This is a genomic window from Cycloclasticus sp., from assembly GCA_040743155.1.
Classification (GTDB): domain Bacteria; phylum Pseudomonadota; class Gammaproteobacteria; order Methylococcales; family Cycloclasticaceae; genus Cycloclasticus.
In genome coordinates this window covers 253,939-271,029 of record JBFLJU010000001.1, presented here as the reverse complement: position 1 = coordinate 271,029, position 17,091 = coordinate 253,939, and the positions used below count along the sequence as shown (strand labels likewise).

The 17,091-nt window shown below is 44.1% G+C and carries 15 protein-coding genes; 3 read left to right on the top strand and 12 right to left on the bottom strand.

Translation table 11 applies throughout. The annotated features are described in order from the left end of the window. Positions 1-9: 9 nt before the first annotated feature. The 8 genes from AB1Y31_01400 to AB1Y31_01365 all read right to left on the bottom strand — a co-directional run bounded on the left by AB1Y31_01400 (position 10) and on the right by AB1Y31_01365 (position 7,478). Positions 10-870 carry a transporter associated domain-containing protein gene (locus AB1Y31_01400; GenBank protein ID MEW4981819.1) on the bottom strand — a complete coding sequence of 287 codons (861 nt, stop codon included), beginning with the start codon at positions 868-870 and terminating at the stop codon, positions 10-12. Beyond that, entirely contained in the window at positions 867-1,340 is a 474-nt protein-coding gene (ybeY, locus tag AB1Y31_01395; GenBank protein ID MEW4981818.1) for an rRNA maturation RNase YbeY, read from the bottom strand. The genes AB1Y31_01400 and ybeY overlap by 4 nt, the downstream gene beginning before the upstream one ends. Then, on the bottom strand, positions 1,337-2,287 hold the full coding sequence (locus AB1Y31_01390; GenBank protein ID MEW4981817.1) for a PhoH family protein: 951 nt from the start codon (positions 2,285-2,287) through the stop codon (positions 1,337-1,339). Before AB1Y31_01390 ends, ybeY begins: the two co-directional genes overlap by 4 nt. Positions 2,288-2,300: 13 nt before the next feature. Continuing rightward, positions 2,301-3,674, bottom strand: coding sequence for a tRNA (N6-isopentenyl adenosine(37)-C2)-methylthiotransferase MiaB (gene miaB, locus AB1Y31_01385; protein ID MEW4981816.1), 1,374 nt, complete (start codon positions 3,672-3,674; stop codon positions 2,301-2,303). An 89-nt stretch (positions 3,675-3,763) separates the two neighbouring features. Further along, positions 3,764-4,573: an ABC transporter permease gene (locus AB1Y31_01380; GenBank protein MEW4981815.1), complete on the bottom strand. Its 810-nt coding sequence runs from the start codon at positions 4,571-4,573 to the stop codon at positions 3,764-3,766. Further along, the gene (locus AB1Y31_01375; protein ID MEW4981814.1) at positions 4,570-5,316 is read right to left on the bottom strand and encodes an ABC transporter ATP-binding protein; all 747 of its coding nucleotides are present in this window, start codon (positions 5,314-5,316) and stop codon (positions 4,570-4,572) included. The genes AB1Y31_01380 and AB1Y31_01375 overlap by 4 nt, the downstream gene beginning before the upstream one ends. Continuing rightward, a complete protein-coding gene (locus AB1Y31_01370) occupies positions 5,313-6,275 on the bottom strand; it encodes a PQQ-dependent catabolism-associated beta-propeller protein (GenBank protein ID MEW4981813.1) in 963 nt (320 codons plus the stop codon). Before AB1Y31_01370 ends, AB1Y31_01375 begins: the two co-directional genes overlap by 4 nt. A gap of 21 nt (positions 6,276-6,296) precedes the next feature. Then, positions 6,297-7,478 (bottom strand): ABC transporter substrate-binding protein, encoded by a 1,182-nt coding sequence (locus AB1Y31_01365; GenBank protein ID MEW4981812.1) that lies wholly within the window; start codon positions 7,476-7,478, stop codon positions 6,297-6,299. Between the two features lie 364 nt (positions 7,479-7,842). On the opposite strand from AB1Y31_01365, the gene AB1Y31_01360 reads away from it, so the two are divergent. Then, complete coding sequence (locus AB1Y31_01360; protein ID MEW4981811.1) at positions 7,843-8,664, top strand: alpha/beta fold hydrolase; 822 nt, start codon at positions 7,843-7,845, stop codon at positions 8,662-8,664. Between the two features lie 71 nt (positions 8,665-8,735). Here the strand turns inward: AB1Y31_01360 and AB1Y31_01355 are convergent, their stop codons facing one another. From AB1Y31_01355 to AB1Y31_01340, 4 genes are all read right to left on the bottom strand, one after another. Then, on the bottom strand, positions 8,736-13,568 hold the full coding sequence (locus tag AB1Y31_01355) for an NAD-glutamate dehydrogenase (protein ID MEW4981810.1): 4,833 nt from the start codon (positions 13,566-13,568) through the stop codon (positions 8,736-8,738). Positions 13,569-13,671: 103 nt separating this feature from the next. Then, positions 13,672-14,010, bottom strand: coding sequence for a methylated-DNA--[protein]-cysteine S-methyltransferase (locus tag AB1Y31_01350; protein ID MEW4981809.1), 339 nt, complete (start codon positions 14,008-14,010; stop codon positions 13,672-13,674). Continuing rightward, positions 14,007-14,375, bottom strand: coding sequence for a PilZ domain-containing protein (locus AB1Y31_01345; protein ID MEW4981808.1), 369 nt, complete (start codon positions 14,373-14,375; stop codon positions 14,007-14,009). The genes AB1Y31_01350 and AB1Y31_01345 overlap by 4 nt, the downstream gene beginning before the upstream one ends. Positions 14,376-14,415: 40 nt before the next feature. Further along, positions 14,416-15,408, bottom strand: a complete 993-nt coding sequence (locus tag AB1Y31_01340) for an MDR family oxidoreductase (GenBank protein ID MEW4981807.1) — start codon at positions 15,406-15,408, stop codon at positions 14,416-14,418. Positions 15,409-15,580: 172 nt separating this feature from the next. On the opposite strand from AB1Y31_01340, the gene AB1Y31_01335 reads away from it, so the two are divergent. Further along, entirely contained in the window at positions 15,581-16,402 is an 822-nt protein-coding gene (locus tag AB1Y31_01335) for a substrate-binding domain-containing protein (GenBank protein MEW4981806.1), read from the top strand. Next, a complete protein-coding gene (locus tag AB1Y31_01330) occupies positions 16,395-17,090 on the top strand; it encodes an ABC transporter permease (GenBank protein MEW4981805.1) in 696 nt (231 codons plus the stop codon). The genes AB1Y31_01335 and AB1Y31_01330 overlap by 8 nt, the downstream gene beginning before the upstream one ends. Position 17,091 lies beyond the last annotated feature (1 nt).

Sequence of the window (17,091 nt, the reverse complement as noted above, 5' to 3'; positions counted from 1 at the left end):
AAGGTGTAGCTACACAGACGTCTCTTCATAAGAAGCCGGAATTGTCATCCGAAGCAAGTGCACACGTCGCTTATCGGCTCTTAGCACCTCAAAAAGAAACTTGTCTATTTGTGTTTTTTCACCGTGCTGCGGCACGTGTCCAAAGCTTTTTACGACCAAACCGCCAACCGTATCGACCTCATCGCCCGAAAAACTTGTTTCAAAACGTTCGTTAAAGTCATCTATGTCGGTTAACGCTTTAATATTGTATTCGCGCTCATTACGTTGAAGAATAAACGCCTCTTCTTCAAAGTCATGCTCGTCTTCAATCTCGCCGACTATTTGTTCCAGCACGTCCTCAATCGTAATCAGGCCGGCAACAGAGCCATATTCATCAATCACAATGGCCATATGATTTCGGTTTGCACGAAACTCGTGCAGCATCACGTTTAAGCGTTTGCTTTCAGGTACAAAAATCGCCTGACGCATCACGTCTTTAACATCAAATTTGGGGCTTTTCTCCGCAACAACATAACTCAACAGGTCTTTAGCTAGCAAAATACCCGCTACTTGCGAGGTTTCTTCATCTTGGACCGGAAAGCGTGAGTGGGCCGACTGGGTGACACGCGGAAAGATATCTTTTAGCTCCGCATCTTTCGGGATAAAAACAATTTTCGAGCGAGGAATCATAATATCTCGCACCTGCAACTCCGATACCTGCAGCACGCCTTCAATCATCGCCAACGCATCATGCCCCAACAGGTCTCTTTTTTCGGCGTCTCGCATCAATTGCACAAGGTCTTCACGATCTTTTGGCTCGCCCATCAGCGCTTGGCCTAGTCGCTCTATCCACGAACGGTTTTCTACTTTATCAACGTGCGATGGAGTCATGTTAGTGCTTGTCCTTCATAAGGGTTATTAATCCCGATACTCTTCAATAGTTTTATCTCTAACGCTTCCATCACCTGTGCCTCTTGCGCCTCAATATGATCGTACCCTTGTAAATGCAAACAGCCGTGGATCACCATATGCGCCCAATGTGCCAAAGAGTCCTTACCTTGCTCGGCAGCTTCCTTTAGAACAACGGGGGCACAAATAACTAAATCACCTAAGGTATCAACCGATAACGCTTCTTCTGGCAAACCCTCCGGCATTTCAAACGGGAAACTCAATACATTCGTTGGCCCATTCTTTTTACGATACGTCTTATTTAATTCCGCAGATTCTGCTTCGTCAACCACCCTAATAACCACTTCAGCGCCTTCATGAGCCGACTCAATCGCCAGTTCAACCCACAAACTCAACGAGTTACTGTCGGGCAACTCAATACAATCTGTTGCAATTTGCACATCAAGCGTCATGATTTATCGTATTTCTCATACGCTGAAACGATTTTCTGCACAATTGGGTGCCGCACAACATCGCTTCCTGTGAAATGTGTAAAGCTTATATCTGGAATATTTTTTAGAATTTTTGTCACTAACTTCAATCCTGACTCGGTATGGCCGGGTAAATCTATCTGCGTGATATCACCGGTAACAACTACCGTTGAACCATAACCGATCCGTGTTAAGAACATTTTTATTTGTTCTGGCGTTGTATTCTGCGCTTCATCCAAAATGATAAAAGCCTCACTCAACGTTCTGCCTCGCATAAAAGCAAGCGGAGCAATCTCAATGATATTTTTCTCAATCAGTTTTTCTACCCGTTCAACACCCAACATTTCATACAGGGCATCGTACAAAGGCCGCAAATACGGATTGATTTTTTCACTCAAGTCACCGGGTAGAAAACCCAAACGCTCTCCGGCCTCAACGGCTGGTCGTGCCAAAATTATCCGCGCCACCTTTTCAGACTCTAACGCCTCTACCGCACAAGCCACCGCAAGATAGGTTTTACCCGTACCCGCCGGTCCTATACCAAAAACAATATCATTATCAGGAATGCTTTTAACATAAGCCTGCTGATTGCCACCTCTCGGTTTAATGATTTTTTTTCGCGTGTGAATAACAGCAAAATCTTCCATATCAACCGGTTGATTTACCTGCATTTGAGTCTCCTGCATTAATAGATGCACCTTTTCAGGCGTTAATTGATCACTTTCTGTGCTTTTATACAAATTTTTAAGCGCTGCAATCGCTGTAGTAACGCGATCACCTTCACCACTAACACTAAAGTGGTTGCCACGATTCTTTATCTCTACCTTTAAACGCCGCTCTAATTGCGCAAGGTGCTCGTTAAATTGGCCACACAAACTCGCCAAGCGCCTATTGTTGGCGGGTTCTAAACTAACATCAACGGTTATCATCAGACTACTCAATTTAGGAAACTGACTGCCTCACGTTAGGCGCTACAGCTGTCGCCAACTTTGCTTTGACCATTCGTCCACGCAGCGAGTACGGTAATGCTTCGGTAATTAACACATCAACGAATTGACCTGCTAAGCGTGATGGACCGGCAAAATTCACCACCCGGTTATTTTCAGTACGCCCGGTCATTTGCAAGGAGTTCTTCTTTGACTCACCTTCAACTAATAACCTTTGGGTAGTACCGACCATTTTTTCTGATATCTCGGCCGTTTGCTGGGTGATGATGTTTTGTAGCCGCTCGAGACGTCGTTTTTTAACCGCCATGTCGACATCATCTGCCATGTCTGCCGCTGGCGTTCCAGGTCGCGCACTAAAAATAAAACTAAATGAAAAGTCAAAGCCAATCTTTTCGATCAAGCCGATGGTCTCTTCAAATTCTTCATCGGTTTCTTGCGGAAAACCAATAATGAAATCCGATGAAAAACTCATATTTGGACGAATCTTTTTAAGTCGCGCCAGTTTTTCAATATACATATCAATCTCATGCCCGCGCTTCATTCTCGCCAGCACGCTATTACTGCCACTTTGTACTGGCAAATGCAGGTGGTCAACTAATTCAGGAATATCTTCATAGGCTTGAATCAAGCTTTCTGAAAACTCTTTTGGGTGCGATGTGGTGTAACGAATACGGTCAATACCGTCAATAGCCGCCACGTAATGCAGCAATAAAGCAAAATCTGCAACGTCTCCATCGGCCAGTTCACCACGATAGGCATTAACATTTTGGCCCAACAAGTTGACCTCTCGCACGCCCTGAGCCGCCAAACTTGACACCTCAGCGATCACATCGTCCAAAGGTCGACTGACTTCCTCTCCACGTGTGTACGGCACCACACAGAAAGTGCAATACTTACTGCACCCTTCCATTACCGAGACAAACGCTTTTGGCCCTTCGGCGCGAGGTTCTGGTAAATTATCGAATTTTTCAATCTCTGGAAAAGAGATATCCATCACCAATTTCTTTTTCGTTTGCGCCTCTTTCAACATCGCTGGTAGACGGTGCAATGTCTGCGGACCGAATACCACATCAACATACGGCGCTCTGCGGCGAATAACTTTACCTTCTTGACTGGCAACACAACCGCCCACGCCAATGAGCAGTTCGGGGTTCTTTTCTTTTAATGGACGCCAACGACCCAGCTGATGAAAAACGCGTTCTTGCGCTTTTTCACGAATCGAACAGGTGTTGAGCAGCAACACGTCCGCTTCCTTCTCATTATCGGTTAACTCTAGATCATGGGAGGCGGCAAGCACGTCAGCCATCTTCTCAGAATCATATTCATTCATCTGACAACCATGCGTGCGTATAAAAAGTTTCTTAGTCATATATCGCGTATTTTATACCCAAAGAGCACAAGTTTCATAAAACTGAAAGAAAACTCTTTCAACTTTAACGCACGGCGAGGGGTGTTGACTCAACTCGGCCCACCACCTTTTCTCACCATCATGCCTTTTGAAGGGTTATAGCCCCACACAGCAATCGCCATAAACACAATAAATGCCGCTAGCGTGTAAAGAAATGCGTATAAATTAAACTGCCCATACAGTGCAAAACGCAGTAGCTCCACCGCTTGTGAAAATGGGTTATAACTCGCTAAGTTATACAACAACTCACTTGATTCTTTGATTTTCCATAATGGATACAAGGCTGTAGACATAAAAAACATTGGAAAAATGACGAAGTTCATCACACCGGCAAAATTTTCTAACTGTTTAATAAACGACGATAACAGCATCCCTAACGCCCCCAGCATAAGCCCCGCCAATATTAATGCGGGGAATAATGTTACGTAACCCAACCACGGCGCTTGAATATCATAAAACCAGGCCACCAACAAAAACACGTACGCTTGGAGAATTGAAACAAACGTTCCCGCCATCAATTTACCCATCAATAAAAACCAACGCGGTAATGGGCTGACCAATAATGTTTTCATACTGCCCATTTCACGGTCGTACACCATCGATAAAGAGCTTTGCATGCCGTTAAATAATTGAATCATGCCAATCAAACCAGCGGCAATATACACTTCATACAAGATATACGTTTCGTACGGCGGAATTATCGCAATACCCAGTGTTGAGCGAAAACCTGCCGCAAATACAAATAGCCACACCAACGGCCTAACTAACGCCGCGACAAAACGCTCACGCTGAAGCAAAAAACGCCATAGTTCACGTTTTATAATGCCTTTCAACGCAATCGCCGCATGTGCTAGCTTCATGATGACTTGGCCTGAGTTAGTTGCTTAAAGGCTCTTGAAATATCATCTGCCGACTCGCCCCCACACACACTACTCACCGAGCCTTGCGCTTGGATCGCGCCTTGATGTAACACAAGTAACTTATCGTTCGGATGGATTTCATCGATAAGATGGGTCGCCCATAACACCGATAAATTATCGCTCTCACATAGAGAATGAACGTGATCCACTATGCCTTGGCGGCTCGGCACATCTAAGCCGACCGTTGGCTCATCCAACAGCAATAATGAGGGCTTATGCAGCAACGCTCTGGCTATTTCAACACGCCGGCGATGACCCCCATTGAGCTGACGTACCTTCTCATCTTTACGGGCCAACATACCTTGCCTTTCCAGCTCTTCTACAATACGAATTGACGCTTGCTTCCTCGTCATACCGTGTAAGGACGCGTGATAATGCAGGTTTTGCAAAACGCTTAAATCCATATCCAGTGTCGTTTGTTGAAACACAACGCCCAAGTTAGCTAACGACCGAAAAGGGTCTTTTTTAAGCTCTACGCCTTTGATCAATATTTCACCATCGCGGCTATCGTACAAGTGCGTAATCAACGAAAAAAGCGTCGATTTTCCCGCACCGTTAGGCCCTAGCAAGATCGTACATTCACCAGCTGCTATCGAAAAATTAATGTCCGTTAGCGCCGCTTTTTTGCCATACGCATAACTGAGTGCTTTAACCGTTAAAGAAAAATCGGATAACGGGTTCATTCCTTTACCGCTATGCCCCACGGATAATGACCCACGCGCACAGATTTTTTGACTTTTAGGTCGGCCACATCGATGATTGAAACATCATTGCTGACACCGTTAGTTGTATATAGTCGCGTCAAATCAGGTGAAAAGGCTAGGTTCCAAACACGCTGCCCAACCAATAAGTACTTTATGACTGTCATCGTTTCAATATCCACCACCGCCACTCGATTAGCAGGCCCTAGCGCGACAAATAGAATTTTATTATTCGGGTGAACTAATATGCCAACCGGTTGGATAAGTTCTTGACCAACCCCTGGTATTTTAAAACTCATCGTCGTTTCAATTTGTTTAGTTGCCGTGTCCAATCTGGATAAGGAACCTGCGATTTCTGACGTCACATACAAAGCACCTCCATCGGGGGAAAAAGCGGCGGCTCTGGGACGCGCACCCACTAACGTGTTGGCTTTGATTGTTTGAGTAACAGGGTCTATCCAATGCACCATATTCGTCGTTTCAGACGTATTCACCACCCACTTTCCATCACGGCTAATCGCAATACCCTCTGGCTCAACACCCACAGAAATCTTAGCAATCGCCTTTTTACTGTGTAAATCAACCACCGTCACTTCGTTGTCATCTTCGTTGGAGGCATATAACAGACGACCATTTGGGTGGATTCTAAACAACTCAGGGTCTTCACCTGATGGCAAGTTCCCTACTATCTCTAACGTTGCCACCTCTAGGATTTGGATCGTATCGTCATCACTGGCAGCAACATACAACAGTGTTTGATCTTTGTTTAACTCAATGCCTCTCGGGCGCTGACCCAGTGGCACGGTTTTCAAAAGCTTCCCTGTTTCTCCGTCAACGACGGCTAACGCATTATCTTTTTCTAACGTGATATACAACGTATCGGCCAAACTCGTTGTGGAAAAAGCCGTCAATAGCAGCAGTAAAAAGTATTTATTCATCATTTTAGTTGTCTATGTATTTGATTAAAACTGGCATTTAGATTCGGGCTTATCATACCCCAGCGTATCTAAATAAGTACGCGGATGTAGAAACTCTTTATGTGGCATCACCGACACAATAGACCGTGGCATTGCTAATAATATAGGCTGTCGTAACTGATGATTCCAGCCTCTAAACGTCAGCTTTACCCCTTTAAAACCCGCTAAACTAAATTCGTCGCCCAGCAAAAAAGCCTTCACCTCTTTTGGGGTTGTATTCTCCGTCCGTGTTACAGCTTCACCCACCGCGCGTACCGCGAGCCAAGACGAATAATCCACATCGTTCATCCAACGGCCGGCTTGCTCATAAAACCTATTTTGCATTTGCACAGCGCCCCAACGTTCGTGTGTTCTGTGCCACGCTCTCGGCACCAAGCCCTGCGTGCCAATAATAGGTCTCGGTAGCCAAGTGTTCATCGCCAAATACTCACCAAACAGCCCTTTCACATCTGCTACTACTAAAACATCATAATCGCTACCTTGGGTAAAAACCGGAATGTCTGCCTGAGCCGTTCGCCGAGCATCATGATCAAAATTCCAGACCTTTTCTTCTACAACGTTAATGCCAAAACGTTTTGCGGCTCGTTTAATAGCACGGGTAAAGTTGAGATCCTTTTCATCTTTTCCTCTCACCATGTACCACTTCTTCCAGCGTTTTTTGAACATAAATTGCGCGAGCGCATCAGCCTTCATCGCATCACTTGGAATCATATGAAAAGTATTTGCGCCACAACTGGCATTTCTCAGTTCAACGTCCGTAGATGACGCATTAAATAATAAGACCTTGTTCGCCAGTGCAATCGGCGATAACTTTTTCAACGTTGACGCCCGCACATCAGCAATCACGTATTGATAGCCCTCTCTTAGTAGTCGATCAAATGCCTGTAAGACATTTCCACCAACCGGCACCGATTCGTGCTTCAAATGATAGTCGTGCCCAGTAAACTGCCCTGTTCTATTGTTATCGCTAATGCCTAAAACAGCGCCCTGAATACCTTCATCGGTTAGAATTGAATCAAGATTAGATAGCGCAGGTGGCGTTGGTGTTTGCTCGGTTAAGAAACCCATTTTAACGCTAACGCTGTCCGCAAAAACACCGCTAGAGTAGCCTGTTATCAACCAACATGAGCACAAAACCAAACGTTGTACTATTAAAATACCTTTCATCTCTTAAACATACCCTCTAATCTATTAACTCATGATGAATCACATAAAAAAGATAACGCCCTTCAAAAGCTCATCTTAATTCATTTCTAATATTATTTAGATTAAAACACAGCCTTAAGTGAGTTTAGAGTTTAGAATACAAGGCAAAAAAAAGCGACCCATAAAGAGTCGCCAAGAGGAGGAGAACATTATTACATTGCGCAATAAACTGAGAACAGTATTGCAGTAACAATGAAACCACATGATATATTGCTCCGCACCATTTGTCAAGACTCATTCTAAAGATTTCAATCAACATCTATCCAACTCATTGAAATTAATAAAATAAAAATAATCCATTTAAAAGAGAAAATCAAAACAGCCAATGAAAATTAAATATTCAGCAGCCAACCCTGCACTAGAAGTCATCGAGCGACACCCTAATAAAGCAACTCGCAAGCCTATTTTATTTATTCATGGCGCCAATATGTCTGCTTGGTGCTGGAATGAATACTTTATGCCTTTCTTCGCTGACCTTGGGCACCCTACCTATGCCATTAACTTACGTGGGCATGGCCAAAGTGGCGGCAGCGCCATGCTTGCTTCAAACAGCATTGCTGACTATGTTACTGACATTCAACGAGTTATTGATGAAATTGGCGAACCACCTATTCTTGTCGGTCATTCATTGGGCGGGCTCATCATTCAAAAGTATATTGAAAATAAAACTGTCCCCGCATGCATACTCATGGCTAGCGTACCCGTTGATGGCCTGATCCCATCTATCATCGATTTGGCGTTAACCCCTACTTTTTATATGCAAATGAACCTGAGCGAACTCATGGGCACCTGGTTTTCACCCGTTGACGTTACTCGTAAATCTGTTTTTTCTGGCCATGTTAACGATGAAGTCGTCATTCGTTATTGCGCAGAAATGCAGCAAGGTTCGCCCAAAGCCTTGTTGGACACCCTGTGGCTTGGCCTACCCACTTACAAAAATCCTTTTGAGATTCCGATGTTGGCCCTCAGTGCGGATGAAGATACCTTCTTTAGACCGGCGCACATCAAAAAAACAGCCAAAGCTTATAACGCTGATTACATCAATATGAAAAAAACCGGCCACACGATGATGATTGACGCACATTGGCACGAAAGTGCCGACACTATTAATAACTGGCTTGAAGAACAGGCATTAACACCTAATTAGCCAAACGAAACCAATAAAAAGGGCGAGTTACTCGCCCTTTTTATTGGTATTTAAAGCACGCCTTAACTAATTTACGTCGCTTTACTCTTCTCCACAACCCTATGAAGTTCTTTCAAAATAACAGACAGCTGCTCAATCTCCATTTCATTTTCAGATTGGATCAACAAGACTAAACGCAAATAGCGGTCCACCTCAATGCGATTTTTATCGCACCAATCACTCACAAGATTGTCTGGCGTTGATTGATCACTTGATTGCTGAAGGATCAATGATAAAAGTTCCCGAACTTCCGCGTGCAAATCATCTCGCAAAGCTGCACGAGCCAATGACTGCCAATAATTCTTACGTGACAACTTGCTTATCCACTCATATAACCAGTTCAGTTTAAGCTCTTCGGTCACAGCAAAATACACCGGTAACACATCGTCCTTGCCTTGTTTCACGACACCGTGAACGGCAATAATATCAAGCCCGATAAACTCTTGCTCAAGGCTACTGATTTTTAATGCTAGCGCCTCACCTACACCGGCTGATTGAAACCTCAACCGACGCTCATTAATGCGCTCTTTTTCAGTAACCGATACAAAACGTAGCATTTGCTTGTTGATATAAACAAGGCTGCTAGAAAATTCGCTAATAACCTCTTCAATGGAGGTCATATGTGAGCGATTACGTTGTAACCAATACATTGTGCGTTCAATAAGTTTGCGCACACCCATCAACATGTCTCTTTGAATATCGGGTGACACTATATTATCCAACGCCTCGATTTCATCCCAAGTTGTCGCCGCATTAAAGATTTCACAGGCAATTTTATAGTTCTTTATCACCTCATCAATACTTGCCCCAGTCTCGTCCCTCATTCGAAATGCAAACGATGGGCCTACGCGGTTCACCATGCTGTTAACAATCTGGTTGATAATAATATCATCGCTTAACCGATGCTCTTCAATGGGTTTTACGAATTTACGATTCAGCGCAGATGGAAAGTAAGCTAACAAGTCTTGCTTAAAACCTTTGTCTTTAATAAGTGAGGAACCACTCATCAAATCCTTCAGCCGCAGTTTACTGTACGCAAAGACCACGGCTAACTCAGGTCTATACAAGCCAATCCCTTTGACTTTGCGTTCATCTATTTCTTCTTGACTAGGCAAAAACTCAACCACCCTGTCTAGGCGACCTTCTTGTTCGAGCTGGTTAATTAACCGTGCATGAACTTCTAGCATAGCGGCTGATTGACCCTCAACCATGGTAATGGCCTGTGTTTGTAAGTAGTTATTTCGAAGGACTAACTCACCCACTTCATTGGTCATTTCTGCTAACAGAGCATCTCGTTGCTTGTCTGTCATGTCGCCTTGCTCAACCAGTTTATTGAGCAAAATTTTGATATTTACCTCGTGATCAGAACAGTCCACACCCGCCGCATTGTCAATAGCATCTGTATTAATGCGCCCTTTCGCGGCATATTCAATTCGGCCTAATTGCGTAAAGCCCAAATTACCGCCCTCACCCATCACCTTACAACGTAAATCAACACTATTAATCCTCACCGAGTCGTTTGCCCTATCACCCACATCGGCATCCGTTTCACTATTCGACTTTACGTACGTTCCAATACCACCGTTCCAAAGCAAATCAACTGGCGCCTTTAACATCGCACGAATAAGTTCATTCGGTGTTAACGCTTCATCGGTGATATCTAGCATCTGCTGAACTTGAGACGTCAAGCTGATCGATTTGTCAGCCCTTGAGAAAATACCACCGCCTTTTGAAATAAGCTCCTTTTGATAATCACCCCAAGTTGAGCGAGGTAGATTAAATAATCGTTCACGCTCTTTAAATGATTTGTCTGTATCGGGGTTAGGATCTAAAAAGATGTGCATATGGTTGAATGCACCCACTAAACGAATCTTTTCAGATAACAGCATACCGTTGCCAAATACATCACCCGCCATATCGCCAATGCCCATCACATCGAAAGGAGTCGTTTGAGTATCAACGCCAATTTCCCTAAAGTGACGTTTAACCGACTCCCATGCACCTTTTGCGGTAATCCCCATTTTCTTATGGTCATAGCCCACTGAGCCGCCTGATGCAAATGCATCTCCTAACCAAAAACCGTGATCAATCGCAATGCCATTAGCAATATCAGAGAACGTTGCTGTCCCTTTATCCGCCGCCACTACCAAATAAGGGTCATCAGCGTCATAACGGACAACATTAGCTGGCGGAATGACTTTTTCAGCTTTTAAGTTATCCGTAATATCCAAGAGGGCACCAATAAAAATGCTATAGCATTCAATCACCTCTTCCATCATCTCATCACGAGACAAGCCTTCAAGAGAACGTTTCACAATGAAACCGCCTTTCGCTCCCGTTGGAACAATCACCGCATTTTTCGACATTTGCGCCTTCATTAAGCCCAAAATCTCTGTTCTGAAGTCTTCTTTTCGATCTGACCAGCGTAAACCACCACGCGCAACCGAGCCACCTCTTAAATGCACACCTTCAATACGAGGCGAATAAACAAAGATTTCAAACTTTGGTCTAGGCGAAGGAAGCCCTGTAATCTCCTCAGGATTTAGTTTAAAGGCCAGGTAAGGTATGCCTTTCGCATCAACGCTTGATTGGTAGTAATTGGTACGCAAAGTGGCTTGAATTAAATTTAAGTAGCGACGCAAAATTCGATCTTCGTCTAACGACACCACTTTCTCAATGCCTGCAATAATTTCTACTTCTTGCTGCGCCAACCGGGTTGTTTTCGCTTTAACAGATGGGTCAAATTTAAGTTCAAATAAACGCACCAATTGACCGACAATAATGGGGTTAGCTTGCAGCGTTTGTTCAACATACGTCTGGCTAAATGTTGCGCCCGCTTGACGCAAATATAGATAATAGGCACGAAGCAACATGATTTTCTTCCAATCAAGGTTTGCTTTTATGACGAGCTGATTAAAGCCATCATTTTCTACCTGCCCGAGCCATACTTTTTCAAACACCGATTGAAAATTTTCTTTAATGCTTTCAACGCCAGGCAGTTCGGCGTTATAAACCAAACCAAAATCATGAACCCAATACGTTGCACCTGATGCAGTGTCAGTTATTTCGAATGGGTGCTCATCAAAAACGGTGACCCCCATATTTTCTAATACTGGCAATGTTTGCGACAAAGGCGCTGGAACACATTTATTAATAAGCTTAAATTGCAAGCCTTTACCGTGTGACTCTAGGGGTTGATACAGCGACATCTGTATATCTTGCTCGACACTCGCTTTTAACAGCTCTGCCTTTTCTATATCCGCCACCGCAAATCTCGCCGGATAACTATCTTTGTAGGCCGCTGTAAAACCATCGCCATAGCAATTATATAACTCCGTCCCCGCTGCTTCTCCATACTGGTGAACTAAGGCCGACAATAAATCGTCTTTCCAGTCCCTAAGGATTTCAACGATTTCATTTTCCACATCACAGGCATCGAACTCACCATCCCAATCGCTGCGGGTGTGCACCATAAAATGAACACGTGCAAAAATAGACTCACTGAATTGAACATTAAAATCAACGCTATCGGCCTGTAGCTTGTGATATATAACGCCTTCCATCTTCTTTCTAACGCCGGTGTTATAGTGATCCCTCGGCACGTAGATGAGCATGGAGACGAACTGCCCATACGCATCACTTCTTGCAAACACACATATACGTTGGCGCTCTCTTAACTTCAAAACCCCCATCGCTAAATTCAGTAGCTGCTCATCATTTGAGTGGAACAGCTCATCACGTGGCAAGCCCTCCAATACATTCATCAACAATTTACCGTTATGGCTGTTTTCCTTAAAGTTTGATTGAGCAAAAACCTTACTCACTTTTTTACGTATTAGCGGTAGTTCATCGACTCGAACAAGGTATGCTGATGACGTATACAAGCCAAGGAAACGGTATTCACCAACCACCTCCCCTTTCGTATTAAATTTCTTTACCCCCACATAATCCATATAAGCGGGTCGATGAACAAGTGACTTCGTTGTGGCTTTCGTCACGATTAGGGGACACGGCTCACTCATAAAGTCGCATGCTTTATCCGTCATCGGTATAACATCAATATGAGGGATAGTTGCTAGCTCATCCCTTAAAACACCCTGGCCAGAGCCCTCTACAATTTTAAAACCATCCGATTCTTTTCCTTTAACCAGCTCATATTCTCTACAGCCAAGAAAAAGAAAATTATCATCTCCAAGCCAACTTAAAAAAGCGGTCGCTTCTGTAATATCTTGGTTTTTATCTTTTGGTGAATGTTTTTTTAGCGCTGTCACAGATTGATGCAATTTATTAATGCACCCCTTCCAGTCTGCCGTCACTGCAGTGTTGTACTCAATGACCTTGGCCATTTGTTCGCCTAACATCTTCAGCGCAGCACCATCTGAGGGTTGTCGATCAACTTCTAAACGGATCATCGACTCACTTATCAGCTTGGTTTTACTGCCTAGCTGCTGCAAGGTACCGCGACCATCACGCCCAACATCGATAACCGGGTGTACAACTAAGTGATACGTTAAGCCCCTTTCATTTAAATTCATCGTTAACGAACCCAGCAAAAAAGGCATGTCCGTTGTAACAATTTCTATAACGCTATACGCTGATTGCCAGCCATGTGTTTCGAAATCGGGGTTATAGACATTGATTTTAGATTCTTCTGGCTGCCTACATTGCGCTAAATTCCAATGTGCAATAGCGGCACCATAGATATCCTCTATCTCCCTTTCAGCAAGGCTTTCCCATGTAACATCACGGTAATATTCTTGAATAAAAGCATTAATAATGGGCGCTTCTTTTTCCTCAAAGCGATCATTAATAATCTTTTCGAGCTGTGTGAAAATTTGCTCTTTTTCCTTTGATTCAAGCGCCATCGAAACTCCCTATTTAAATGTCTAAAAAGAGTATAGGGGATATTTCTAGTTTTGTTTTGTTTGCTTTGCCAAACCCGCTCCGCTCGCGGGCGTTAACACTCGCTTACATCTGCCACAAATCCCTGTCCAAGAAACCAGCCCAAGCATAATGCTTTAGGCTCACAACGCCGGACAAAAAGACCACGCCTTCTGCCTCCAACGATTCTTTTTGCTCTTGCGCTTTGATCCCTCCTGCGGGAAATGATAGTTTACCTTGAGCGTTAATAACTCGATACCAAGGCAAGTTCAACGAAGCCGGCGCTGCACGTAATGCAGCGCCGACCAGTCGAGCACAACTTGGGTAGCCGGCAAACTTTGCAACATCGCCGTATGTTGAAACAGACCCTCTTGGAATACGACCGACGACCGACCAAATTTTTTGGTGCTTAGGGTTAACGCTCATACATCAAATTTTTGCTTCTTCATAAAGTTGTCTAAGCATTGCTGACTGTTTTTTTCAAACGCTATAAACTTTAAATTAAAACAAAACGAATTTTCGGCTGAACGGTAACTATTTTTTATACCACAAGTTGCTTCTAACTTAGCGTCATCCAAGCAAAGCTCAATCGATAATAGCAGCGGATTACTAGGGTTTAACTGGTAGCCCAACGGCATCATCGCTGCGGCGGTTATTTGATCACACCTGATACTCAGACCACCGGCAGAAATATTTTCACAATGCACTATTAACTTGAGATTATCAGCTGTTGTCAGCTGAACCTCTCGAGGATACTCAACTCTTACATATTGTCGTTCATATGTGCGCATAAACGCATTCTAACGGCCTTGCTAACTCTCGTTATACGAATCACGCGTTAACATCCACAACAACGCGACCACGAATATTCCCTGTCACAATTTGTTCAGCTAATGCAGGGATCGTAGACATTGGTTCTACTCGACTTATATTATTGATTTTTTCTTTCGGTAAATCAGTTGCCAACCTTGCCCACGCTTGAACGCGTAGATCCATACTCGCCATCACAGAATCAATACCCGCTAAAATTACACCCCGCAAAATAAAGGGGAAAACGGATGATGGCAAATCAAAACCACTCGCAAGACCACAAGCAGCAACACAACCACCTCGACGAGTTTGCGCGATAACATTTGCTAACGTTTGCGAACCTACTGTATCCACTGCGCCCGCCCATCTTTCTGCTGCTAATGGCTCGCCTTTCACAGATAAGGCCTCGCGGTCTATAAAACTACTCGCACCCAAATCACTCAAATAGGCATGTGTTTCAGGTCGACCAGTTGACGCAACAACCTCATACCCTAAACCAGATAATAACGTTATAGCAACCGAGCCGACGCCGCCCGCTGCGCCAGTAACCAGTACTTCGCCATCACTGGGTTTAATACCCTGTCTTTCAAGCATCAACACCGATAACATTGCTGTATAGCCCGCCGTCCCAATCGCCATCGTTTCTTGCAACGTAAACTCTGCGGGTACTTTAACGAGAAAATTAGAATTAACGCGTGCCTTTTGACTATAACCACCCCAATGCTTTTCACCGAGTCCATAGCCATTCGCCAACACTAAATCGCCCACTGCGTATTTATCAGATGTCGACTCCAGTACCGTACCAGCTAAATCTATGCCACATACCATTGGCAAGCGCTTGCAAATAGGGCTTTTACCGGACACGGCCAAACCATCTTTGAAATTTAAGGACGAATAGGCTACGTCAATTAACACATCTTCATCGGGTAAATCCGCCAGCGTTAACTGTTGTAATTGACCTTTCGTTTTGCCCTCAACCTTAGTCGCTACTATTGCATTAAATCTTTCAGACATTGCCTTATTCTCCTTTAAATTTTTTCTATTATTGTACACTCATCCTTATACAGGATAAGTTTCATCGAACAAGCCACACCGCTTAATAACTCGGCTATAAAAGAAGGCTTTTTGCTTGCTCGTTAAGCGGCTCAACGTTAACATTAATTTTTTCAATATGAATAGTATTTTAGTGAAAACACAGCTTTTATTTACCGCCCTGCTATCGCTAGTGCTTAGCACCTCAATTCATGCCGATGAGCCCTTACGACTTGCCACCACGACCAGTACCGAAAATAGCGGCTTATTAGCCGAACTGTTGCCGGCCTTCAGCAAACACACGGGGATTAATGTCGACGTTATTGCCGTTGGTACAGGCAAGGCATTACAAATAGCAAGAAGTGGTGATACCGATGTCGTGATGGTTCATGCAAGACAAGCCGAAGATGTTTTTATTGCGGAAGGCTTTGGTGTTAACCGGCGTGACGTCATGGAAAATGACTTCGTCATCATCGGTCCGGCAAACGATCCTGCCAACATTAACGGTAAAAAAAGCACACTCGGCGCACTTAAAAAGATTGCAGCTCATCAAGCGACCTTTATTTCTCGTGGCGACAATTCTGGCACCCACAAAAAAGAACGGTCAATTTGGAAACATGCCAACATACAACCTAGTGGTGACTGGTACAAAGAAGTAGGCCAAGGCATGGGTAAAGTATTATTAATGGCTAACGAGCTAGGCGCCTACACGTTAACTGACCGCGGCACATGGTTAGCCTATAAAGACAAACTATCGCTTAAAATTCTTAATGATGGCGGCGTACTACTAAAAAACCCTTATGGCATTATTGCTGTTAACCCAGCCTTGCATAAAGACATTCAGTACATTAAAGCCATGGCTTTAATCGCTTGGATAACCTCACCTGTTGGGCAGTCTCTAATCGATACTTTCCAAAAGAGTGGGCAACGCCTGTTTTACCCAACGGCCATTAAAGACGTCATAAGCAATGAATGACCTAAGCCAGGCCAGCGTATCCGCCTTTCAATTATTGCTCAGTGGTAATAGTGATATTTGGGAAATCATCTCGTTATCTTTTGGCGTCTCGTTTTCGGCCATTTTAATAGCGACACCGATTGCCTTGATCATTGCTTTTTTTCTCGCTTTTTTCCAATTCCCATTTCGCAGGGCCATCATTTCTTTATTCAATACATTTATGTCAATCCCAGCCGTGATCATCGGCTTAACGCTGTACCTGATTTTATCTCGCAGTGGCCCGCTGGGGGATTTAAGACTTTTATTTACCAGCAAAGCCATGATCATTGGACAAGTTATGCTGAGTTTCCCCTTATTGGTTGCCATGGCCCACGCCTCTTTTCAAGCAGCCGATCGACGCGCATGGGAGACCGCCATTACCTTAGGTGCGAAGCCTTGGAGAGCCTTTTTTACGCTGATGCATGAAGTGCGCTTTGGGTTAATTGCCGCTGTTGTTGCGGGTTTTGGGCGAGTAGTGGCTGAAATCGGCTCGTCTATGATGGTTGGTGGAAATATCCTTCACGCAACGCGCAACATTCCCACCGCCATTGCCTTAGAAACAAGCAAAGGCGAGTTTGCTCAAGGCATTGCTCTGGGCATGGTCTTACTCGTGCTATCCTTAAGTTTGAATGCCGGTGTATCCATCTTTCAAGGTAAGGGCGAACTGTAAG